This window comes from Vagococcus hydrophili, assembly GCF_011304195.1.
GTDB lineage: Bacteria > Bacillota > Bacilli > Lactobacillales > Vagococcaceae > Vagococcus > Vagococcus hydrophili.
In genome coordinates this window covers 827,810-848,817 of sequence record NZ_CP049887.1, presented here as the reverse complement: position 1 = coordinate 848,817, position 21,008 = coordinate 827,810, and the positions used below count along the sequence as shown (strand labels likewise).

Genomic DNA, 21,008 nt, shown 5'->3' with positions numbered 1-21,008 from the left:
AATGATTAAATTAGTAGCAATAGATTTAGATGGCACGTTGTTAACAGATGAAAAGAAAATTACTGATCGTAATAAAGAAGTTTTAACTAAAGCAAAAGAACAAGGAACAAAAATTGTTTTATGTACGGGACGACCTTTGATTGCGATTGAAACTTATTTGAACCGTTTAGAATTAAGAGATGCAGAGGATTATAGCATTACCTTTAATGGTGGAGCGATTCAAAAAAATGATACAGGTGAAGAGTTACTTTCTTATTCATTAAGCCTTGAAGAAGTGAAACAAATGGCTGAGGTGATGACTGAATTAGATTTACCTTTAGATATTATTTCAGTAGATACTTGTATTAATTTAACAACGTCTAAAAGTAAGAAATCAATCTATCAAACGTTGAACCCAATCTTAACGTATAAAACTATGACACCAGATGAATTAACAGAAGACATTATCTTCAATAAAATGGTAGTTGGCGTTGAACCTGAGTACTTAGATGAAAAACTAAAAAGCTTAGACGACATCTGGAAAGAAAAATTCAATATTATGAAATCTCGTCCATGTTTACTTGAAATTATCCACCGTGATGTAAGTAAATCAAATGGAATTGATTTACTTGCGAAAGAATTAGGCATTAAGCAATCAGAAGTTATGGCAATTGGTGATGAGGAAAATGATATTTCGATGATTGAGTATGCTGGTATGGGCGTTGTAATGGAGAACGGGAACGAAACCGTCAAAAAACTAGCCCAATTTATTACAAAATCAAATGAGGAAGACGGCGTGGCATATGCTGTTGAAAAATTTGTGTTAAGGGATTAAAAAGGAGGTTCATCATGGGATTTTTTGATAAGATAAAAAAAGCTGTTCTAGGAGAAAAGTCAGAACAAGTTGAAATAAAAGAAGAAATTGTTGAGATAGAAGAAACGCCTCAAATAGAGGAACCTGCTGAGCAAGTAGTGGAAGCAGTAGTTGAAGTGACAGAAGAAATGATTTCTGAACCGATTAAAGTGGAAGAAGAAATGGCTTTTGAGACAACTGAAATTAAAGCTGAAGAACCTGAGCAAGTTGAATCAGAGGTCAGTGTTGAGGAGCCTATAGTTGAAGAGGTACAACCAGTAGTCGAAGAAGCCCCTATTCAAGAAGAAGTTGTTGTGGAACAACCAAAAGTAGAGGAAGAAACAACGGTTGAAAAATACGACAAAGGCTTAGAAAAATCACGTAAGACATTCGGACAATTTATGAATAATTTATTCTCGAATTTCCGTATGGTGGATGATGAGTTTTTCGAAGAATTAGAAGAAGCGTTGATCAGAGCCGATGTTGGTTTTGAAACAGCTATGCGAATTTCAGATGAACTTCAAGAAGAAGTAAAACTGAAAAATGTTAAAAAACAATCTGACGTTCAGAATACAATTATCGAAAAATTAGTTGAAATTTATGACGCTGAGGGTGCTGATGAGAATAACGAGCTGAATATCCAAACAGATGGTCCAACAATTATTTTATTTGTTGGAGTCAATGGCGTTGGGAAAACAACGAGCATTGGGAAACTGGCTCATCGATACAAGCAAGACGGGAAAAAAGTCTTACTTGCAGCCGCAGATACCTTTAGAGCCGGAGCAATTGATCAGTTAGCTGTTTGGGGTGAACGAGCTGGAGTGGATGTTGTAAAACATGCTGCCGGTAGTGATCCTGCAGCGGTTGTATTTGATGCTGTTGAAAAAACGAAAAAAGAGAACTACGATATCCTATTAGTGGATACAGCAGGACGTTTACAAAATAAAGTTCATCTGATGAAAGAACTTGAAAAAATGAAACGTATTATTGAACGTGAATACCCATCTGCTCCTCACGAAGTATTACTTGTAGTGGATGCAACAACAGGTCAAAATGCTATGGTTCAAGCCAAAGAATTTAAAGATACGACAGATGTAACAGGGATTGTTCTTTCTAAATTAGATGGAACAGCCAAAGGTGGAATGGTTCTAGCCATCCGTAACGAACTACACCTACCAGTTAAGTTAGTTGGATTAGGAGAGAGAATCACAGACCTAGAAGACTTCGATCCAAACCAATTCGTCTACGGATTATTCAAAGACCTAATGGAAATGTATGAAGACTAAAGTGCATTTATAAGCGTTATGCTCTGAGTAACTGGAGGTATCAATAATCAATCGGTTTTTGATTGACTATTGATAGTGAAGTTACCGAAGGAGCAGCTTATCAATGCCGGACTACTAGCGTGCATTTTTGAGGGCTTTGCTCCAATCAACTGGAAGTCATTTAAACTAAACAAATAGATAACTGTCAGAAATTGACAGTTATTTTTTTATTTTTGAATGTTTTTGATTGAAAAAGAAAGTATTTGATAGTATTATAAAAATATGGAGTGATCATTATGTTAACAGAAGAAAGACAACAAGCGATTTTATCTTTACTCAATGAAAAGAATATCATTAAAACAAGAGAACTTATGTCATCTTTAGATGTTTCTGAATCAACGATTCGTCGTGATTTACAAGAAATGGAAGCTGCCGGAATTTTAAAGCGTGTTCATGGTGGTGCTAAGAGAACCATTAAATTAGAATCTGAACTAGATATGGAAGCTAAATCATCCAAAAACGTTCATGAAAAGAATTCAATTGGTGCTTATGCAGCCTCTCTTGTGACAGAAGGTGAATTTATTTACCTAGATGCAGGAACAACCACATATGAAATGTTACCCTTTTTAAAGGATAAAACGATTCATGTTGTGACGAACTCTGTTCAACATGCCAGTGCAGGTATTGATTTAGGGCTTCAAATAACCATGATTGGTGGCGCGATTAGAAACACGACAAAAGCGGCGGTTAGTCATCAAGCCATTGAGCAAATCAAAATGTGTTATTTTGATAAAGCTTTTATGGGAGCTAATGGCGTTCATGATGAATATGGTTATACAACAGTTGATGCAGAAGAAGCAGCGATTAAAAAAGTAGCCATGCATCAGTCGCAACAAGTGTTTGTTTTAGCAGACAAGACGAAATTTGACAAGGTGAATTTTTCTAAAATTGGTAATATCGAAGAGGCATTACTCATTACAGATTTACTACAAGAAGAACAATTAGCCCGTCTTAAAAATAAAACAACAATCAAGGAGGTTTTAAAATGATTTACACTGTCACATTAAATCCAGCGATTGATTATGTGATTCGAGTTCCTGAGTTTCAAGTGGATCAACTGAACAAAACAACTGAGGAATACAAGTTTCCAGGAGGCAAAGGAATTAATGTTTCTAGAATTTTGAAAAACTTGGATGTGGAATCAATAAATTTAGGTTTTGTTGGCGGGTTTACGGGCTCATTCATCAGAAATAAATTAAGTGAAGAACGCTTAATCACAGATTTTATCGAAGTACCAGGAGACACACGAATTAACATTAAGTTAAAGAGTGATGTTGAAACAGAGATCAATGGTCAAGGTCCTACAATTGAATCTGTTCACTTACACGCTTTAAAATCACAGCTATCAGATTGTACGTCATCTGATTTAATCGTCTTTTCAGGAAGTATTCCAAAAGGCGTATCTGAGGATATTTACACAGAATTAGTTCAGCTAGTGAGTGAATTAAATATTCCCTTTGTGGTGGATATTAGTAGTGAGAAATTATTGGATATTTTAAAATTCTCACCAACACTTATCAAGCCGAATCATCATGAGTTGGCAGATATATTTAATACATCATTCAATAGTTTTGAAGAGATGATTCCTTACGGTCAAAAGTTGGTCGCTATGGGAGCGGAAAATGTTTTACTATCAATGGGGAAAGATGGTGCAGCATTATTCAATGAAACAGGTGTTTACAGAGCACCTGGATTAGTCGGTCAATTGAAAAATTCAGTTGGATCAGGGGATTCAATGGTAGCTGGCTTTGTCAGTCAACTCTCTCAAGAAAAAGAGATATTAGAAGCCTTTAAGTACGGCGTGGCATCAGGAAGCGCCACAGCTTTTAATGATGATTTAGCACCAGGTAAAGATATTTTAGCATTAGTCGAAAAAGTTAAAATAAATAAATTAACGTGATAAAAAAATAGGGGATTAACAATGAAAGTAACGGATTTATTGGCAATGGACTGTATGATCATGGATTTAAAAGCGACTGATAAAAAGTCTGCGATTAAAGAGATGGTGAGTAAGTTACACGAAGCAGGTCGTATTAATGATCAAGAAATGTTTGAAGTAGGGATTATTAAACGTGAGGAACAAACATCAACTGGTTTAGGTGATGGAATTGCGATGCCTCATTCAAAAAATAGTGCGGTAGTTAGACCAACTGTATTATTCGCTAAAAGTTCAACAGGTGTTGACTATGAAGCGCTAGACGGTCAACCGACCTTTTTATTCTTTATGATTGCCGCTCCAGAAGGCGCTAATGACACACATTTACAAGCTTTAGCTGGATTGTCTCGTTTGCTTTTAAACCCAGAGTTAATTACCTCTTTAAAACAGGCAACAAACCCAGAAGCAGTGATTTCAATTTTTGACACAGCGCAAAAAGAGTATGATCAAGCGCAAGCAGCAGAAGAGGAAGTCCAAACAGCAACAGAACGTCCTTTTGTGATTGCGGTGACAGCCTGCCCGACAGGTATTGCTCACACGTACATGGCAGAAGATGCTCTGAAAAACAAAGCTAAAGAGATGAATGTTGAGATTAAAGTCGAAACAAATGGTTCTGAAGGTGTGAAACATCATTTAACGGCGGAGGACATTGAGCGCGCTGCGGGAGTGATTGTTGCCGCAGATAAAAATGTCGAGATGGCTAGATTCGAAGGGAAGCATTTAATCAATCGTCCCGTTAGTGATGGTATCAAAAAAACAGAAGAATTAATTAATTTAGCACTTAAACAAGAAGCACCAATTTATCATCATAGCGGTAATTCTGAAGCAGAAGAAAGTTCAGAAAAAGCTAGTGGAAGCATTGGTTCTCAAATTTATAAACATTTAATGAATGGGATTAGTCATATGTTGCCATTTGTGATTGGTGGGGGAATTATTATTGCCTTGTCATTCATGGTGGATCAATTTATGGGTGTTCCTCAAGAAGAATTGTCAAAACTAGGTAGTTACCATGAGTTAGCCGCTCAATTAAATACCATTGGTGGGGCAGCATTTGGTTTCATGTTACCAGTTTTAGCCGGATTTATTGCTTCAAGTATTGCGGATCGTCCCGGTTTAGTGGTTGGTTTTGCTGCAGGTGCTTTAGCTAATACAGGTGGTGCAGGTTTCTTAGGTGCTTTACTAGGTGGTTTCATTGCGGGTTACGTGGTGGAATTCTTAAGAAAAATTCTTAAAGGATTACCAAAATCATTAGATGGAATCAAAACGATTTTATTCTATCCACTGTTTGGTGTATTAATTACAGGCGCAATCATGTTAGTGGTTAATGTTCCAATGGCAGCGATCAATGATGGCTTGAATAATTTCTTAAACGGTTTATCAGGCGGAAATGCTGCCTTACTTGGTGCGTTATTAGGTGGAATGATGGCGATTGACTTAGGTGGTCCAGTAAATAAAGCTGCTTACGTCTTTGGGACAGGAACCCTAGCAGCAACAGTAGCTACAGGTGGTAGTCCAATGATGGCAGCAGTGATGGCTGGTGGGATGGTTCCACCACTTGCTATTGCCATTGCAACGATTTTATTCAAAGATAAATTTACTAAAAAAGACAAAGATGCAGGACTAACAAACTTAGTCATGGGATTCTCATTTATTACAGAAGGAGCTATTCCATTTGCAGCTTCTGATCCATTAAAAATGATTCCAAGTTTTGTGGTTGGTTCAGCGTTAACTGGCGCTTTAGTTGGTGGTGCAGGCATTAAATTAATGGCACCACATGGCGGGATTTTTGTTATCATGTTAGTTAATAAACCAATTCTTTACTTAGGTTTTATCTTAATCGGTTCATTTGTTAGTGCGATTGTTTTAGGGTTATTGAAGAAGAAAGTATAGATTTAAAAAAATAAGTTGTATGAAAATCAATTTTGATTTTCTTGCAACTTATTTTTTGTTAGTTTTTGAAACATAATTTTAGAGAAAGATTTTATGAAGTGGTATAATAATTTACAAATGTAAAAGAAAACTAAAAGGTGAAGATATATGAACTCAATTAAAAATAAATTAGCATCAGAAATGATAAAACCCTTATTTAAAGAGTTTCGACTTGGTTTAGAAAAAGAAAGTCAGCGTGTGACCCCATTAGGTGATTTAGCCAAAACAGAGCATCCCAAAAAAGTTGGCTCACGAGATTTCCATCCTTATATTCAAACAGATTTTAGTGAAACACAAATTGAACTAATTACCCCAGTTTTTGAATCAAATGAAGAAACATTACGTTTTTTAGGAGCACTTCATGATGTGACCTTGCGCTCTTTAGATGATAAGGAAAGATTATGGCCTCTAAGTATGCCACCAGTTTTACCTAAGTGTCATCGTGAGATTGTGATTGCTAAACTTAGTGATCAGGGAGATGTGAACTATCGTCGCTACTTAGCTAAAGTTTACGGTAAGAGAAAACAAATGGTGAGTGGGATTCATTACAATTTTGAATTTTCAGATGAGATGATTCAACAATTATACGAAGAATCACAAACAAAACAAACATTTGAAGGCTTTAGAACAGAGCTTTATTTGAAGACGTCACGTCATTATTTAAGGTATCGTTGGTTGATTACTTATTTATTTGGGGCAAGTCCTTTTGCAGAAGAGGGTTATTTCTTAAATGAACGCCCAGATGAACCAGTAAGAAGTATCCGTAATAGTCATTTTGGTTATACCAACCGTCCAGAAATCAAAGCATCATACGAATCAATTGAGAAATACGTGGCAGACATTGAGCATTTAATTGATAATGGCGATTTAATTGAGGCGAAGGAATTTTATTCTTCTGTGCGACTAAGAGGGACGGATGATTTGGAAGAGTTGCTTGAAAAAGGTGTCTCATACATAGAGCTTCGAAACATCGATTTAGATCCATTTTCTGAGTATGGAATTTCGGAAGAAACCCTAACCTTCCTACACCTATTTGTGATGACGATGTTGTGGCTAGACGAAAAAGACATCAGTTCAGATGATTTATTAGCACAAGGAACAGCAATCAATGAAGATGTTTCTTTGGAACATCCACTAGATCAAACGGCTTATTTAGACGAAGGTATATGGTTGTTAAAAGAAATGAAAGACATGGCCCAAAGTATTGGTTTAACAAAAGAACAACAAGCTGTGATTGAAATGGCTACGTTACGATTAGAGAAACCAGAAGAAACTTTAGCTGGAAGAATTGTTTTAGAGGAACAAAAATCTGGTGTCAGCAATCAAGAATTAGGAACAAAAATCGCAGAAGATTATTACGAAAAAGCGTGGGAGAAACCTTACCAGTTATCAGGTTACCGACAAATGGAACTATCCACACAAATTTTAATGTTTGATGCCATTCAAAATGGGGTGAAAGTAGAAGTCTTAGATGAAAATGATCAATTTTTAAAACTAACTTTCAACAACCGAGTAGAGTATGTCAAAAATGGTAACATGACAAGTAAAGACTCTTATGTGGTTCCACTTCTAATGGAAAATAAAACGGTGACGAAAAAAGTGCTAGCTAAAGCAGGTTTCAGAGTTCCTTTAGGGAAAGAATTCTCTAGTGTTGAGAAAGCTGAACTTAGTTATGAATTGTTTGCCAAAAAAGGCTTTGTGGTGAAACCTAAATCAACCAACTATGGATTAGGTATCTCTATTTTTAAAGATGGCGCTTCTCTTGAAGATTACCAAAAAGCTCTAGAAATTGCCTTTAAAGAAGATTCTGATATTTTAGTGGAAGAATTTTTACCAGGAACAGAATACCGTTTCTTTGTCTTAGATGGTAAAACTCGAGCAGTGATGTTACGTGTGCCAGCCAATGTGGTGGGAGATGGCGTACGCACAATTGAAGCCTTAGTTTCAGAAAAAAATAAAGACAGCTTAAGAGGAACTCATCATCGTTCACCTCTTGAGTTAATTCAATTAGGTGACTTGGAACAGTTAATGTTAAAAGAACAGGGATTAACGATTGATAGTATCCCTGAAAAAGAGCAAATTGTTTATCTCCGAGAGAATTCCAATGTGAGTACAGGTGGTGATTCGATTGATATTACAGATGAAATGGATGAAAGTTATAAAAAAATCGCAGAAGCAGCCACAGAAAGTTTAGGAGCAGTGATTTGTGGGATTGATTTGATTATCCCAGATCGAAATATAGAAGGTACTAAAGAAAGTAATACGTACGGCATTATCGAAGGGAACTTTAACCCTGCGATGCACATGCACATTTACCCGTTTGCAGGAAAGAATCGTCGATTAACAATGGATGTGTTGCGATTACTTTATCCAGAATTAGAAAAATAATCTTTTTAAGAATCCTAGATAATAGGGTTCTTTTTTTGTGGAAATACGATAAATATAGTTCTATATAACGTATTAGTGTATAATAAAAATAAAGGGATGGAGCTAAGTTTATGAAAATTTGGGATGAGTACTTAGAAACAAAAAGTGTAGAAGATGATTTTTTACAGTGGTTACTAATAAGAAAGTCAAAGATTGTTTTTAAAGTATTTTTTATTGTTAGTTTATTTTGTTTATGGATCTATTTAATGCCTAGTCTGACGAGATGGGTTATCTTTTTTAAAGTAATGATAGTCGTTGCAGTGCTATTCTTTGCGGCAGATAAAATAATAGATATAAGAAAAAAGGGCCGTGGTAATTAAATCACAGTCCTTTTTTACGGTGTTTCTAAAGCTGCTTCTTCGGAAATAAACCGCTTTCTTAACAACTTTTTTCACTCTACGAAGTCCGGAAAAAAAGCCTGCTCCGAGGTAACTTCAGGAACAATACTCAATCGAAAAAACCGATTAAGTATTATTCCTTCCAGTTACTAGGAGCAAACCGTCTTTTTTTTCACTCTATAGTGTCATTGTTTGTTTTGTTGGTTCGTCTACTTTTAGTCCAGTTTTTTCTTCCCACCATTTGTTTAGAATATCTACGTGGCTATCTGGGAAGTGAGAAAGGTCAATTGTGGTTAGATGAGGATAAGAAAGAGTTAGGTTATTTTTTAATTCAGCTAATAAATTATAGTATTGAAACGCTGCAAAATAAATGTCTTCTTCATTATCAGAAACAAGAGCTTCAGGAATTCTCTCGAGCATAAAACCAAAACTCTTGAAGATAAAACGCAAGCCTTCATCAGACCTAGCGTCAATCGTATCAATATCCTTTAGTAACATAATGTGAGCATGTAAAGCTTGAGCTAATTCTTGTTTGATCATTGTTTCGTTATTCATCTAAAACCACTCCTTTTACTTTTTTAAAATTCTAATAGTTGTTGATACAAGTTTTCCATTACTGGTATCGAATCAGTTGGTGAAGATTGATTAACAAGGAAGACCACTACATTTTGATTAGTAATATCACCGTAAACGTAGCTACTGTATCCACCACCTGCACCTTGGGATGAGATATTTCCCATTCTAGCCATCAAATCATTATGCTGAATACCAAATAATTCAAGGTATTCCTCATCTTTAAGTAAAACCCCATTGTTTAAAGAAGTTTCAAAAATCGCCACATCCTCAGCTGTCGCATAAACATTACCAGCACCAAGAAGGGTACTCATTAATTCTTCAGAATAAACCAATGTATCTGTTTGATAATTCTTATCTTCATGATAGAAATATTCTTTAGGTAATTGGACATCCTTAGGTAAATTACTCCAAAGATAAGTATTCTTCATATGAAGTGGATTAAGAATTCTCGTTTGTAAACTTTCTTCATATGAACGCTCATCTAATTTCATGATAATTCCAGCTAAGAATGAATAGTTTCCATTTGAATATTGAAATTCTCTATTACCATTGTATTCACTCGTTTTTAGGGCGTTTTCTAGTTGTTCTTGTTCAGTTTTTAGAACAGAATCGCTTGCGACTTCTGGCATCACAAAACCGCTAGTATGGTCAATCAAATCACGAACCGTAACTTCCTCTGCGTGATCTAAATCTTCATAGAATTTATCAATAGTTGTATCATAAGTTAATTTATCTTCGCTAATTAATTGGGCAATCATGACAGCCGTCATACTTTTTTGTAGTGAGGCAATCGGATAAATAATATCCTGATCGTTTTTAATTTTACCTTCAGCATCTGCCATCCCATAACTTTGTGTATAGATAGCTTCGCCATTTTTCATCATAACAAGTGAACCAAACATATTTGAATCATCAACAAGTCTGTCGATTTCGTTCATAGTTGTTTCTTGTTCCGTTGGTTTTGTTTTAGATTCAGCGTGAAATGAATTAGATTTAGAAACAGCACCAAATAATATAAGGGCAACCAAGGAAACAGAAGCGACAAGGATCATAACTTTTTTTTCTTTTAATTTTTTGAACGTCATATCTTACCTCACTTAATTTGTTATTATATTATTAAATTTAACAGGAGAATTTGAAGATTATTTGAATAAATTACTGAAAAAACCTGTTTTTTTTGTTTCTGTTTTAGGTTCATTTGTTGTTTTTTTATTATAATCATTGTTATTTTTAACAGAAATATCTTCACGATTGATAGGAGTACTTAAGGCGTAAACCATTGCAATATCATCCTCACTAAGGGCATCTTCATCTCGGTCCACAAATTTAAATTCAATGTTTTTTCGTTGAGCTAAACTCATCAAACGATTTTGACTGGTCACATCACAGTTGGCATCAATTAAGAGTGTGCCGTTTGGAAAATCTGTAAACTGTTTTAAAGAGAAGCTGTCAAAAATAGCTTTTTTTGCTTCTTCAGTGGTAAGCACAAACACAACTCTTTCTCTAAACGTTCCCAGGTATTTCTTTTGCTCATCAGGTTTAATTTGCGGTGTTCCGTAAAGGGCATTGTCTAAATAATCTTGTACATCTTTACCGGCCATTACATAACTCCTCTCTTTAAGTTTTATACACTAAGTATAACATATGTAAGGGTAGGAAAGATTTTAGAAAATTGTTGCATTTTTGTTTCAATTTGGTTAAAATTAATTGGAAATGAAAATCATTATCAATTAGAAAGTAGAATGTTTTCTATGAAAAAAAAACTTCCGATTAGTTTACTAATCTTTTTTTCTTGTTTGTCATTGTTTATTGGTGTACAAAGTATTTCAATAACCCACCTTTTTAATTTTAACGAACTAGAACAATTAGTTTTATGGAACACGAGAATTCCACGTACAGCAAGTTTAATTATCGCAGGAGCAACAAGTAGTGTCTGTGGATTAATCATGCAACATTTAACACAAAATAAATTTGTTTCCCCAACAACGGCTGGAACAATGGACAGCGCCAGATTAGGCATGCTTGTAGCAATGCTATTTTTCCCTTCAGGCTCCATTTTAACGCGTTCATTTGTGGCGTTTTTGTTTGCTTTTGGCGGAACGTTTTTATTTCTAAAGTTAATCAAACTAATGCCAGCTAAAAATCAAATCATGATTCCTTTAATAGGTGTCATGTTTGGAAATATTATCGGTTCTGTGGTTACTTTTTTTGCCTATCAATTTCAGTTAATCCAAAACATGACTTCCTGGCTTCAAGGTAACTTTGCCACTGTCACAAAAGGTGATTATGAGTTGATTTATGTTTCGGTCCCAATTTTAATTATCTGCTATGTGTTTGCTTACCGTTTTACGATTGTTGGGATGGGAGAAGATATGGCAACCAATGTTGGTTTGAATTATGAAAAAACGCAAATGTTAGGGCTACTTTTGATTGCCATTGCTAGTAGTGTGACTTTAGTTACGATTGGAGGCCTACCATTTATTGGTGTCATTATTCCAAATATCGTTTCACAGTTTTACGGGGATCAAATGAAGCAGACGTTGTTTATCACAGCTGTTTCAGGGAGCTTATTCTTAGTGATGTGTGATATTTTATCAAGAGTGATTCGACAACCTTATGAAGTACCTGTGAGTCTAATTGTTGGTGTTATTGGTAGTGTAGTCTTTATCTTCCTTTTATTAAAGGGGGCAAGAAAAGCATGAGAAAAGTTATGAATCGTCAAGCAACTAAAATCGCCTGTCTAAGTCTTCTAACTTTAGGAATGATTTTTTTATTTTTAACCTATCATACGTATGGTAACTGGGAATTTGCTTTAGAACTTCGAGGGAAAAAGATACTCGCGTTTGTCATTGTCGGCTTATTAACGAGTTTTTCAACGATTACTTTTCAAACAATCTCTCAGAATCATTTCTTAACACCAAGTATTTTAGGCTTTGATTCACTCTATGTCTTAATCCAAACAATTTTATTTTTCTTTTTAGGAAGTTCTCATCAACGAGAACCTAGATTGTTTATTTTAAATGTTTTACTCATGGTACTAATCAGCGTTCTCTTATTTTCAACATTATTAAAAAAAGAGAAACAAGATTTATTTCTACTATTAATGATTGGAATGATCTTAGGAACACTTTTTAAAAGTATGAGTACCTTCTTACAAGTGATGATGGATCCTAACGAATACGACAAACTACAAGGAAAATTGTTTGCCAGTTTCAGTAATATAGAAGTTTACTTACTTATTTTGGTGATCCCGGTTGTAATTATCTTAGTTGTGTTATTTATGTTAGCCGCTAAAAAACTAGATGTCCTTCATTTAGGAATGGAGCAAGCGACAAATTTAGGAATTAATGTGAACCGTTTTAGAAAATATTTATTGTTTTTAATTAGCTTATCAGTAGCACTAGCAACAGCTTTAATCGGGCCGATTACCTTTTTAGGGTTTATTGTAGCCAACGTCACGTATCAGTGGATAGGAACTTACAAACATACCTATCTGTTTATCTCTGGTGCGATTCTCAGTATTTTATTTCTTGTTTCGGGACAATTTTTAGTGGAACAAGTGTTTCAAATGAACACAACGTTAAGTGTGGTCATTGAATTTAGCGGCGGTCTTTACTTTATTTGGAAACTACTAAAAATGAGAGGAGGAAACGTATGATGGAAGTCAGTCAAGTGACTAAAAAATATGGCGCAAAAGAAGTGGTTAGTAACATTGATTACGAGGTTAGGACTGGTAAGTTAACAGCATTCATTGGTCCCAACGGTGCGGGAAAAAGTACCCTACTGTCAATGATGAGTCGGCTACTAGATAAAGACCAGGGCGGTATTTATTTAGAAAAGAATGAAATCAAAGCTTGGAATCAACAAGAGTTAGCGAAAAAGTTAGCAATATTAAAACAAGCCAATGGGGTTCAACTTACTTTAACAGTGAGAGAGCTCGTTGCGTTTGGTCGGTTTCCACACAGTAAAGGTAAGCTATCAAAAGTTGATCAAGAAAAAATTACCGAAAGCTTGAATTATTTGAATCTACTTGATTTGGCAGAGGAAAACATCAATACGTTATCAGGGGGACAATTACAACGAGCTTATATTGCGATGGTTCTGGCTCAAGACACGGAGTATGTGTTTTTGGATGAACCACTCAATAATTTAGATATGAATCATGCGGTTCAATTGATGAAAACGATTCGTCGTTTAGTCGATGAAAAGAAAAAGACAGTCATTATTGTGCTGCATGATATTAATTTTGCCGCAAGTTATGCAGATGACATTGTGGCAATGAAATACGGAAAAATTTTTAAAACAGGAACAACAGATGAGGTAATCACTAAAGAAGTCTTGGATGAGCTGTATGATATGAGCATCCGAGTGTGTGAGCTTGAAGGAAAACGTTTCTGTTTATATTTTAATTAGAAAAGGACGAAAAAATAGATGAAGAAGAAATTAATTGGTTTTATGAGTGTATTAGCCTTAACAACACTTGTTTTAGGAGCATGTGGTGGCAATGATGCTAAGAAAGAGACAAAAGAAACAAAAACAAGCGAAGTTGCGAAAGAGACAACAGTCAAAGTAACAGACGGGGAAGGCAAAGAAGTAGAAGTCCCTAAAAATCCTAAAAAAGTAGTCGTTTTTGATATGGGATCATTAGATACAATTAACCAATTAGGAGCAGGTGATGCTGTGATTGGTGCTCCATTAAAAACATTGCCTAAATACTTAGATACGTTTAAATCAGTTGAATCAGCTGGTGGCATTAAAGAACCTGACATGGAAAAAATCAATGCCATGCAACCTGAGTTGATTATTATTTCAGGTCGTCAACAAGATGCTCAAAAAGACTTAGAAAAAATTGCTCCAACATTATATTTAGGTGTAGATAGTACTAAAACGTGGGAATCAACGAAACAAAACATTGAAACTCTAGGAACAATTTTTGATAAAGAAGACATTGCCAAAGAAAAAATTGCTAAATTAGAAACAGATATCAAAGAATTAAAAGAAAAAGCAGAAGCAAGCAAAACGAAAGGTTTAGTGACGTTAGTTAATGAAGGTTCTTTATCAGCATACGGTAAGGGTTCTCGTTTTGGGATTGTTCATGATACATTTGGTGTTGCTATGGCAGATGACAAAATCGAAGCTTCAACACATGGTCAAGAAGTGTCATACGAGTATGTATTAGAGAAAAATCCAGATATTTTATTTGTTATTGACCGTACCAAAGCAATTGGTGGAGATGACAGTAAAAATAATGTGGTAGAGAACGCATTAGTGAAACAAACCAATGCTGGTAAAAATGGCAAAGTTATTATGCTAACACCAGATGTTTGGTATTTATCAGGTGGCGGGATTGAGTCAACTGAGTTGATGATTAAGGATGTAGCAAAAGGGTTTGAATAGAAAATAAAAGAACTAGTGATTAACTTGTGTAGAGTTAATTACTAGTTCTTTTTTGCTCCAGTTGCGTAGACTTAAACACCTTTTTTACCACGCTATTTAGTCTGGGTTCAAAAGGCAGATCCTGCGGCAACTTCGCAAATACTAATCAATTCGAAAAGCGTGAATTATTTAGTATTCACTCCAGTTGCTTGGAGCAAAACGCCTTTTTTACCACGCTATTTCAAAGTCTCAATTATCTGTTTTGAGACATTTAATTTATTCATTGTTTCCTCATAGTTTTTAGAGGCGTAGGTAGAGAATAAAATGTCTGCTGCAAATAGTTGGACCATCATGGAGTTCGTCGCAGAACTTCTAATAGGAGCTTCACTACCGCTTGAAGTAATCAACAAGCAATCTGCAATCACTGCCAAGCTAGAGTCAGGAGAGCTTGTAATGACAATGACTGGAATGTTTTGATTTTTAGCAATCCGAGCCAAATGAATCACTTCTTGTTTTTCTCCAGAATTAGAGATGGCAATAAATGTGCCAGGTAAAGAATTACTTACAAGAGAGGTGGACATTAAGTGATGGTCTTTACTGAAAATCACATTGCGTCCGATTCTCGTGAACTTTTGATAAATGTCCTCAGAAACAATCCCAGAAGCACCTAATCCAAAAGTGAAAATGGTTGTGTTTTCTTCAATGTAGTCGATTGCTTGAGAAATAACGTCATCATTTAGTAAGTTAAAGGTTTCTTCAAAACTATTATTTAAATTGAACTTCAATTTTTTCTTAATGTTATCAATGGTTTCGTTCTTAACAATGTCTGTATGCAGGTTTTCCTCGATTTGAGGTAGATTTTTTGATAACTGAAGTTTTAAGTCAGTAAAACCACTCAGACCAAGAGAGTAGCACAAGCGGACAATCGTTGCAGGGCTTGAATTAGCTTGTTTGGCAAGGTTCGTTACACTCATGTTAATAACTTCTTGAGGATTTTCCATAATCCAGAGAGCCAATTGCTTTTCTGCTTTTGACAAACTATTCAATTTTTCTTTCATGATATAGATAATATTATATTTCATTGGATACAGCCCTCTCATAAAAAAATAAAAGACATACAACTTCATTATAAAGGTTGTATGTCTTAAAATCTATCTCGTTAACCAGTTTGGAATTTCTTGAAGAGATAGCATGATCTCTGTCGCCTGACTTTGATTAATGACAAAGTCTTTTGGTTTTAAAGCTAAACAATCTATTCCAGCTGATGTGGCTGCTTGAATACCGTAAGTAGAATCTTCAATGGCAACACACTCGCTTGGGTCTACACCTAATTTTTTTGCAGCAGCCAGATAAACATCAGGTGCTGGTTTTGACTTAGGCATATCAGCACCACTGACGACGACATCAAAAAATTCGGTGAGTTTGGTATCTTTTAGCACATGGATTAATGAGTGATACTCACCAGCAGAAGCTAGACCTACTTTATAACCATTAGATTTTAACCAAGTTAAGACTTCCTGAATATGATCAGTTAACATCTCGGAGTAATTGACTTTGAAATCTTTTCTAAAGTTAGCAAAAGCAACTAGCATTTCTTGTTGTTTTACTAAATCATTAGGAAAAAGGGCTTCAAACATCGCTTTTGGATTTGAGCCTATGGTATTTTGTTGGAAGTCATCTGAGACGATGATTCCTTGTTCTTCAAAAAATAGTTCTCGGCGTTTAAGATAGAATATTTCTGATTGAATAATGACGCCATCCATATCAAAAATAACGGCTTTTTTCATGTTATTGTTCAACTCGCATTTCTGGATTAGTTCCAAAGAAGTATGTTGCTAAGAAGCCACCAGCGTAAGCAGCTAGTAGACCGATAACATATTGTAACATGTGACCATTGTTAATTAAAGGAATTAAAGCAACTCCACTAGGTCCAATCGATGTTGCACCAACGTTACCAAATAAACCAATCACCGCACCACCAATACCACCACCGATACAAGCAGTAATAAATGGACGGCCAAGAGGTAATGTTACACCGTAAATTAAAGGTTCACCAATTCCTAAAATTCCAACAGGTAAAGCACCTTTGATCATTTCAGTTAATTGTTTGTTTTTGCGACAACGAACCCAAAGAGCAATTGAAGCCCCAACTTGACCAGCACCAGCCATAGCAAGGATAGGTAATAATAATGTGTAACCATTGTTTGTGATCATTTCTAAATGGATTGGCGTTAAAATTTGGTGAAGACCAAACATAACCATTGGTAAGAATAAAGCACCCAACATAAATCCAGCAAAAGCACCACCAACACCTAAAATCCAGTTAATGAAACCAACTAAACCAGCTGAAATCGCACCAGCGACTGGCATGATTAGGAAAATAGTGATCATTACCATCGTTAAGAGTGTTACAGTCGGAGTGACAATAATATCAATTGATTCGGGAACTACTTTATGTAATTTTTTCTCAATCATAGACATTAAGAAGACGGCTAAAATAACACCAATAATTCCACCTTGGTTAGGACTTAAATCACCACCTGTAAAGATATTTGGTAATGGATTTTCAGGCGTCACACCTGTTAGCATGATAATTCCACCAATAACTCCACCTAAACTAGGCGAAGCACCGAATTCTGTGGCAGCGTTAATACCAACATAAATATTAAGATAAGCAAAGACACCACTTTGAACGATTTTTAGGACAGTAATAATATGTGCCCAGTTATCGCCACTAATTTGTCCAGCCGTCATTAAGTTTCCTAAAACTGAAGCAATCCCGCCGATAATTCCGGCACCAACAAAGGCAGGGATTAAAGGAACAAAAATATTAGCGATTGATTTTAATGCTTTCGACCAAGGTTTTTGGTTTTTCTTTTTAACATCCGCTTTAACTTGAGCCGCTTTAGCTTCAACAGCATCTTTTCCAGAAGTAGCATGAGTAATTGGCTCGCCCAATTTAACTCCAGCCATATCAACCATTGCTTGAGCTACTTTATTAACTGTTCCGGGTCCAATGACAACTTGTAACGTGTCATCTTCAACAACACCCATAACACCTTCAACTTGTTTTAATTTATCTAAATCGACTTGATTGTAATCAGCGATTTCCATTCTTACGCGCGTCATACAGTGAACGATCTTATTCACGTTTTTCATGCCACCAACATTATCGTAAATGCCTTGAGCAATATTTTGTATACGATCTGTCATTTTAATTTCCCCCAATTAAATACTATTTTTAATAAAACCTTTTCCCTTAGTTAATTTTTCTGAAGCTTCTTCTTTTGTCACATCAGTTAAGATCATAATAATTGCAAGTTTGACATTTTCATTTGATGTTTCAAAAGTGTGTTCTGCTGTAGGGTAATCACACCCTGTTGCTTCCATAATAATACGTTTTGAGCGTTCCACTAATTTTTCATTGGTTGCTTTAACGTCTACCATTAAATTGTTATAAACTTTTCCAATACCAATCATTGAAACAGTTGATAACATGTTTAAAATTAATTTTTGCGTTGTGCCTGCTTTTAATCTTGTGGAACCGGTTAAAACTTCTGCACCTGCATCTACTTCGATTGGAAAACTAGCATAGTTACTAATTTCAGCATTTTTGTTACAAGCTATCGTAGCTGTTGTTGCATTAACACTCTTAGCATATTCTAGACCGCCAATCACGTAAGGTGTGCGGCCGCTTGCTGCAATTCCAATCACTGTATCATTTTCGTTTAACTTGATATTTTTCAAATCTTCTATAGCCAGTTCTTTAGAATCCTCAGCGCCTTCAACCGCAACGGTCATGGCAGAGTTTCCACCAGCAATAATTCCTTGAACCATTTCAGGATCAGTTCCAAAAGTTGGCACGCATTCAGCGGCATCTAAAATACCTAAACGCCCACTTGTTCCAGCACCAATATAAATTAAGCGACCTCCTTTATTAAATGACTTAATAATTTCCTCAACAACAACATTAATTGTTGGAAGCTCTTCTTTAATTGCTAAAGGTACTTTAGCATCTTCTTCGTTCATGATCGTTAAAATTTCAAGAGATGATAACTCATCTAAATGCATGGTACGATCATTTCTTCTCTCAGTTGTTAATTTAGTTAAATCCATCGGCTAATCCTTTCTAATAAACTGGTATTTTTGACCAGCAGTTATCCATTTAATCAAATCTAAATCCTTATCAACGACTCTTCCCATAACATTGACGCGAGGATCAGCAGCAAGTTCATTTTTTATGATTTGTAGTTCTCCAGCGTAACGTTCGTAAAGTTGATTATCTAAAGTGATAGCTCCTTTAAAACGTGTAATTGGATTAAGTTGCTTGATAAGTGGTAAATCTTTAAATCTTGCTTCTTGACTTCTAACAACATCTCGAGCAGGGTCCATTCGGTTAGTATGAACACCTGTTAAAAGCTCTTGGTATTCCTCAGCAACAAATTGGCTATTGAGTTGTATGACACCATGCTCTTTATAATGCTTAAATTGAGAGATGGTTTCAGGGAGAATTTGTCCATCTCCAATGTAAACCTCATCTACTAAACACTCTGTTAGCATATCAATTCCTGCAGCAAGTGGATGAGTGAAACGATGTTCTTCTAATGTAGGTAAACCACAGAAAAGAGGACCTCTTAAGACGTTATCTCCAGGAGTAAATGAAATAATCTTTCCACCTAATTCTTTTAGCCAGATATTTTTTTTGATAAAGTCATCTCGATCTAAACCAGTTTCAACGCGTGGATAATAATTATGCCAAAATTCCATATTAGAAAACTGAGCATCATATTTTTTCAACTCAGCCACATCTTCTAGTGACAGGGTGCTAGCGTTTAGACCGACCGTTAATTGGTGAGAAACATGAGCGATCGTTTCCATTGGAATGCCGTAATCCATTCTAAGACCAGTAATACCAAATTTTTTGATCTTGTTTAGGTCACCGTTGATATCCATGCCTAAAGTCGCTAAACCTTTAGTTGAAATATCAACCATTAGATTAAGTTGTTGCTCTTTAGCTAATTTTCCGAGATGAGTGATTCGATTAACGTATTGAGATTGATCATCTTCTGGAATGTGCATAGAAGTAAAAATACCAACGAAGCCGTTTTGACTCATCTCAATAAGGTAGTCTTCTGTTTCTTGAGACATGTCAGAACCTAGAAACACTGAAAAACCAAACATGTAAAGCGCCTCCTTTATTTATTTGACTTCAGTATAACTTGTTCGGAATAATATTTCAATAAAACGATATCATTTTCTTTTTAAAAGGAATAATATTTCTGTTTTAAAACAAGTGATTTATATTTGAGGAGTTAGAGTAAACCCTATCAAATCAACTCGCAAAGATTCTAAGCATCACAAAAACATGAAAATAAAAGAATTCCCATTATCTTATCTAGTATAATTTAAGTAAGTATTTTACAGTGAAATCAGGAAAGGTTGTGGTAGAAATGAAATTCGGTGAAAGATTAAAGAAATTGAGAAATGAATCAGGGCAGACGCAGGAAACAGTGGCTCAAAGTTTACATGTTTCAAGACAAACGATTTCAAATTGGGAAAACGAGCGAAGTTATCCAGACATTGAAAGTCTAATCACATTAAGTGAAGTTTACGAGATCAGTTTAGATGAATTATTAAAAGAAGATACCTTTATGGAGAAGAAGATTATAAAAGATGCTAAGTTGAAAAAAAGATATCAACGGATTATTTTAGGAGCTAGTCTGTTAGTTACAATATTTATTGTATTGAATATTATCTGGGTTTCAGGAATAATGATTCAACAAAAATATTTTAGTGACAATTGGGAAGAAGTAGTGATTAAAGAGGATTATCCAGATTTGAAAGACCCGAATGCGCCCAAAGAAACTTATTTGTATGAGAAAAATGAAGGTAAAGTTCATTTGATGGTGGCAAAAGAAAGTTTAGGTTCAAAATTTAGAAATAATTATATGAAATTCAATCATAAAACCAAAATTTCTGGTTCCTATGAAAAAAGTGGCGAAGAAATATTGAACGTGGTTTATGTAGATGAGCAAGCATTTCTTGTGTATGTTCCTATTAAAAATTCTGAAAGCCTGCTTGTTAGGGTGGATGAAAAAATGAACTACTTAGATGATGTGCCTAAGGAGCCAATCGATGAACGTGTTTCTTATGTCTATGATGCTGAAATAAAAAAAGAAATTAATGAGTATTTAGATGTGAATAGAGCAGAGTTGTTGGAAGTTAAAAAAGTCTCAGAGAGGGAGTATCAGTCGATTAATAGTTAGGAG

The 21,008-nt window shown here is 35.3% G+C and carries 20 protein-coding genes; 12 read left to right on the top strand and 8 right to left on the bottom strand.

Annotated elements, in window-relative coordinates; translation table 11 throughout:
- The first annotated feature begins 1 nt into the window (after nt 1).
- The 7 genes from G7082_RS04130 to G7082_RS04100 all read left to right on the top strand — a co-directional run bounded on the left by G7082_RS04130 (nt 2) and on the right by G7082_RS04100 (nt 8,769).
- Complete coding sequence (locus tag G7082_RS04130; RefSeq protein WP_166033958.1) at nt 2-814, top strand: Cof-type HAD-IIB family hydrolase; 813 nt, start codon at nt 2-4, stop codon at nt 812-814.
- 14 nt (nt 815-828) lie between these two features.
- Complete coding sequence (ftsY, locus tag G7082_RS04125) at nt 829-2,118, top strand: signal recognition particle-docking protein FtsY (protein ID WP_166033957.1); 1,290 nt, start codon at nt 829-831, stop codon at nt 2,116-2,118.
- Nucleotides 2,119-2,393: 275 nt separating this feature from the next.
- A complete protein-coding gene (locus G7082_RS04120) occupies nt 2,394-3,146 on the top strand; it encodes a DeoR/GlpR family DNA-binding transcription regulator (protein WP_166033956.1) in 753 nt (250 codons plus the stop codon).
- A complete protein-coding gene (gene pfkB / locus G7082_RS04115; protein ID WP_166033955.1) occupies nt 3,143-4,057 on the top strand; it encodes a 1-phosphofructokinase in 915 nt (304 codons plus the stop codon). The genes G7082_RS04120 and pfkB overlap by 4 nt, the downstream gene beginning before the upstream one ends.
- A 21-nt stretch (nt 4,058-4,078) precedes the next feature.
- Nucleotides 4,079-5,983, top strand: a complete 1,905-nt coding sequence (locus G7082_RS04110) for a PTS fructose transporter subunit IIABC (protein ID WP_166033954.1) — start codon at nt 4,079-4,081, stop codon at nt 5,981-5,983.
- 147 nt (nt 5,984-6,130) lie between these two features.
- A complete protein-coding gene (gene gshAB / locus G7082_RS04105) occupies nt 6,131-8,410 on the top strand; it encodes a bifunctional glutamate--cysteine ligase GshA/glutathione synthetase GshB (RefSeq protein WP_166033953.1) in 2,280 nt (759 codons plus the stop codon).
- Between the two features lie 110 nt (nt 8,411-8,520).
- Nucleotides 8,521-8,769, top strand: a complete 249-nt coding sequence (locus G7082_RS04100) for a hypothetical protein (protein WP_166033952.1) — start codon at nt 8,521-8,523, stop codon at nt 8,767-8,769.
- Between the two features lie 195 nt (nt 8,770-8,964).
- Here G7082_RS04100 and G7082_RS04095 read toward each other — a convergent pair whose 3' ends face one another.
- Genes G7082_RS04095 through G7082_RS04085 form a run of 3 tightly spaced genes read right to left on the bottom strand, consistent with a single transcriptional unit; the run spans nt 8,965 to nt 10,964 of the window.
- Entirely contained in the window at nt 8,965-9,342 is a 378-nt protein-coding gene (locus G7082_RS04095; protein WP_166033951.1) for a hypothetical protein, read from the bottom strand.
- A 23-nt stretch (nt 9,343-9,365) separates the two neighbouring features.
- Nucleotides 9,366-10,448 carry a serine hydrolase domain-containing protein gene (locus G7082_RS04090; RefSeq protein ID WP_166033950.1) on the bottom strand — a complete coding sequence of 361 codons (1,083 nt, stop codon included), beginning with the start codon at nt 10,446-10,448 and terminating at the stop codon, nt 9,366-9,368.
- A gap of 57 nt (nt 10,449-10,505) precedes the next feature.
- Nucleotides 10,506-10,964 (bottom strand): DUF1694 domain-containing protein, encoded by a 459-nt coding sequence (locus G7082_RS04085; RefSeq protein ID WP_166033949.1) that lies wholly within the window; start codon nt 10,962-10,964, stop codon nt 10,506-10,508.
- Nucleotides 10,965-11,114: 150 nt separating this feature from the next.
- Here G7082_RS04085 and G7082_RS04080 point away from each other — a divergent pair, with 150 nt between their 5' ends.
- Genes G7082_RS04080 through G7082_RS04065 form a run of 4 tightly spaced genes read left to right on the top strand, consistent with a single transcriptional unit; the run spans nt 11,115 to nt 14,760 of the window.
- Nucleotides 11,115-12,065 carry an ABC transporter permease gene (locus tag G7082_RS04080; RefSeq protein ID WP_166033948.1) on the top strand — a complete coding sequence of 317 codons (951 nt, stop codon included), beginning with the start codon at nt 11,115-11,117 and terminating at the stop codon, nt 12,063-12,065.
- Nucleotides 12,066-12,073: 8 nt separating this feature from the next.
- Nucleotides 12,074-13,021: an iron chelate uptake ABC transporter family permease subunit gene (locus tag G7082_RS04075; protein ID WP_420825025.1), complete on the top strand. Its 948-nt coding sequence runs from the start codon at nt 12,074-12,076 to the stop codon at nt 13,019-13,021.
- Nucleotides 13,018-13,776 (top strand): iron ABC transporter ATP-binding protein, encoded by a 759-nt coding sequence (locus G7082_RS04070; protein WP_166033946.1) that lies wholly within the window; start codon nt 13,018-13,020, stop codon nt 13,774-13,776. Before G7082_RS04075 ends, G7082_RS04070 begins: the two co-directional genes overlap by 4 nt.
- 18 nt (nt 13,777-13,794) lie before the next feature.
- Nucleotides 13,795-14,760 carry a siderophore ABC transporter substrate-binding protein gene (locus tag G7082_RS04065; protein WP_166033945.1) on the top strand — a complete coding sequence of 322 codons (966 nt, stop codon included), beginning with the start codon at nt 13,795-13,797 and terminating at the stop codon, nt 14,758-14,760.
- 215 nt (nt 14,761-14,975) lie between these two features.
- On the opposite strand, the gene G7082_RS04060 is transcribed toward G7082_RS04065, so the two are convergent.
- The 5 genes from G7082_RS04060 to G7082_RS04040 all read right to left on the bottom strand — a co-directional run bounded on the left by G7082_RS04060 (nt 14,976) and on the right by G7082_RS04040 (nt 19,920).
- Complete coding sequence (locus tag G7082_RS04060) at nt 14,976-15,821, bottom strand: MurR/RpiR family transcriptional regulator (RefSeq protein WP_238842692.1); 846 nt, start codon at nt 15,819-15,821, stop codon at nt 14,976-14,978.
- Nucleotides 15,822-15,890: 69 nt separating this feature from the next.
- Complete coding sequence (locus G7082_RS04055; RefSeq protein ID WP_166033944.1) at nt 15,891-16,526, bottom strand: HAD family hydrolase; 636 nt, start codon at nt 16,524-16,526, stop codon at nt 15,891-15,893.
- 1 nt (nt 16,527) lies between these two features.
- On the bottom strand, nt 16,528-17,952 hold the full coding sequence (locus tag G7082_RS04050; RefSeq protein ID WP_166033943.1) for a PTS transporter subunit EIIC: 1,425 nt from the start codon (nt 17,950-17,952) through the stop codon (nt 16,528-16,530).
- Nucleotides 17,953-17,967: 15 nt separating this feature from the next.
- Nucleotides 17,968-18,855 (bottom strand): N-acetylmuramic acid 6-phosphate etherase, encoded by an 888-nt coding sequence (gene murQ, locus G7082_RS04045; RefSeq protein WP_166033942.1) that lies wholly within the window; start codon nt 18,853-18,855, stop codon nt 17,968-17,970.
- Nucleotides 18,856-18,858: 3 nt separating this feature from the next.
- Nucleotides 18,859-19,920 (bottom strand): DUF871 domain-containing protein, encoded by a 1,062-nt coding sequence (locus G7082_RS04040; protein WP_166033941.1) that lies wholly within the window; start codon nt 19,918-19,920, stop codon nt 18,859-18,861.
- Between the two features lie 269 nt (nt 19,921-20,189).
- Between G7082_RS04040 and G7082_RS04035 the strand changes: the two genes are divergently transcribed.
- On the top strand, nt 20,190-21,005 hold the full coding sequence (locus G7082_RS04035; RefSeq protein WP_166033940.1) for a helix-turn-helix domain-containing protein: 816 nt from the start codon (nt 20,190-20,192) through the stop codon (nt 21,003-21,005).
- Nucleotides 21,006-21,008: the final 3 nt, after the last annotated feature.

Coding starts and splice junctions, on each gene's coding strand:
- G7082_RS04130 (WP_166033958.1), top strand. CDS start 2: ATGATTAAATTAGTAGCAATAGATTTAGATGGCACGTTGTTAACAGAT.
- ftsY (WP_166033957.1), top strand. CDS start 829: ATGGGATTTTTTGATAAGATAAAAAAAGCTGTTCTAGGAGAAAAGTCA.
- G7082_RS04120 (WP_166033956.1), top strand. CDS start 2,394: ATGTTAACAGAAGAAAGACAACAAGCGATTTTATCTTTACTCAATGAA.
- pfkB (WP_166033955.1), top strand. CDS start 3,143: ATGATTTACACTGTCACATTAAATCCAGCGATTGATTATGTGATTCGA.
- G7082_RS04110 (WP_166033954.1), top strand. CDS start 4,079: ATGAAAGTAACGGATTTATTGGCAATGGACTGTATGATCATGGATTTA.
- gshAB (WP_166033953.1), top strand. CDS start 6,131: ATGAACTCAATTAAAAATAAATTAGCATCAGAAATGATAAAACCCTTA.
- G7082_RS04100 (WP_166033952.1), top strand. CDS start 8,521: ATGAAAATTTGGGATGAGTACTTAGAAACAAAAAGTGTAGAAGATGAT.
- G7082_RS04095 (WP_166033951.1), bottom strand. CDS start 9,342: ATGAATAACGAAACAATGATCAAACAAGAATTAGCTCAAGCTTTACAT.
- G7082_RS04090 (WP_166033950.1), bottom strand. CDS start 10,448: ATGACGTTCAAAAAATTAAAAGAAAAAAAAGTTATGATCCTTGTCGCT.
- G7082_RS04085 (WP_166033949.1), bottom strand. CDS start 10,964: ATGGCCGGTAAAGATGTACAAGATTATTTAGACAATGCCCTTTACGGA.
- G7082_RS04080 (WP_166033948.1), top strand. CDS start 11,115: ATGAAAAAAAAACTTCCGATTAGTTTACTAATCTTTTTTTCTTGTTTG.
- G7082_RS04075 (WP_420825025.1), top strand. CDS start 12,074: ATGAATCGTCAAGCAACTAAAATCGCCTGTCTAAGTCTTCTAACTTTA.
- G7082_RS04070 (WP_166033946.1), top strand. CDS start 13,018: ATGATGGAAGTCAGTCAAGTGACTAAAAAATATGGCGCAAAAGAAGTG.
- G7082_RS04065 (WP_166033945.1), top strand. CDS start 13,795: ATGAAGAAGAAATTAATTGGTTTTATGAGTGTATTAGCCTTAACAACA.
- G7082_RS04060 (WP_238842692.1), bottom strand. CDS start 15,821: ATGAAATATAATATTATCTATATCATGAAAGAAAAATTGAATAGTTTG.
- G7082_RS04055 (WP_166033944.1), bottom strand. CDS start 16,526: ATGAAAAAAGCCGTTATTTTTGATATGGATGGCGTCATTATTCAATCA.
- G7082_RS04050 (WP_166033943.1), bottom strand. CDS start 17,952: ATGACAGATCGTATACAAAATATTGCTCAAGGCATTTACGATAATGTT.
- murQ (WP_166033942.1), bottom strand. CDS start 18,855: ATGGATTTAACTAAATTAACAACTGAGAGAAGAAATGATCGTACCATG.
- G7082_RS04040 (WP_166033941.1), bottom strand. CDS start 19,920: ATGTTTGGTTTTTCAGTGTTTCTAGGTTCTGACATGTCTCAAGAAACA.
- G7082_RS04035 (WP_166033940.1), top strand. CDS start 20,190: ATGAAATTCGGTGAAAGATTAAAGAAATTGAGAAATGAATCAGGGCAG.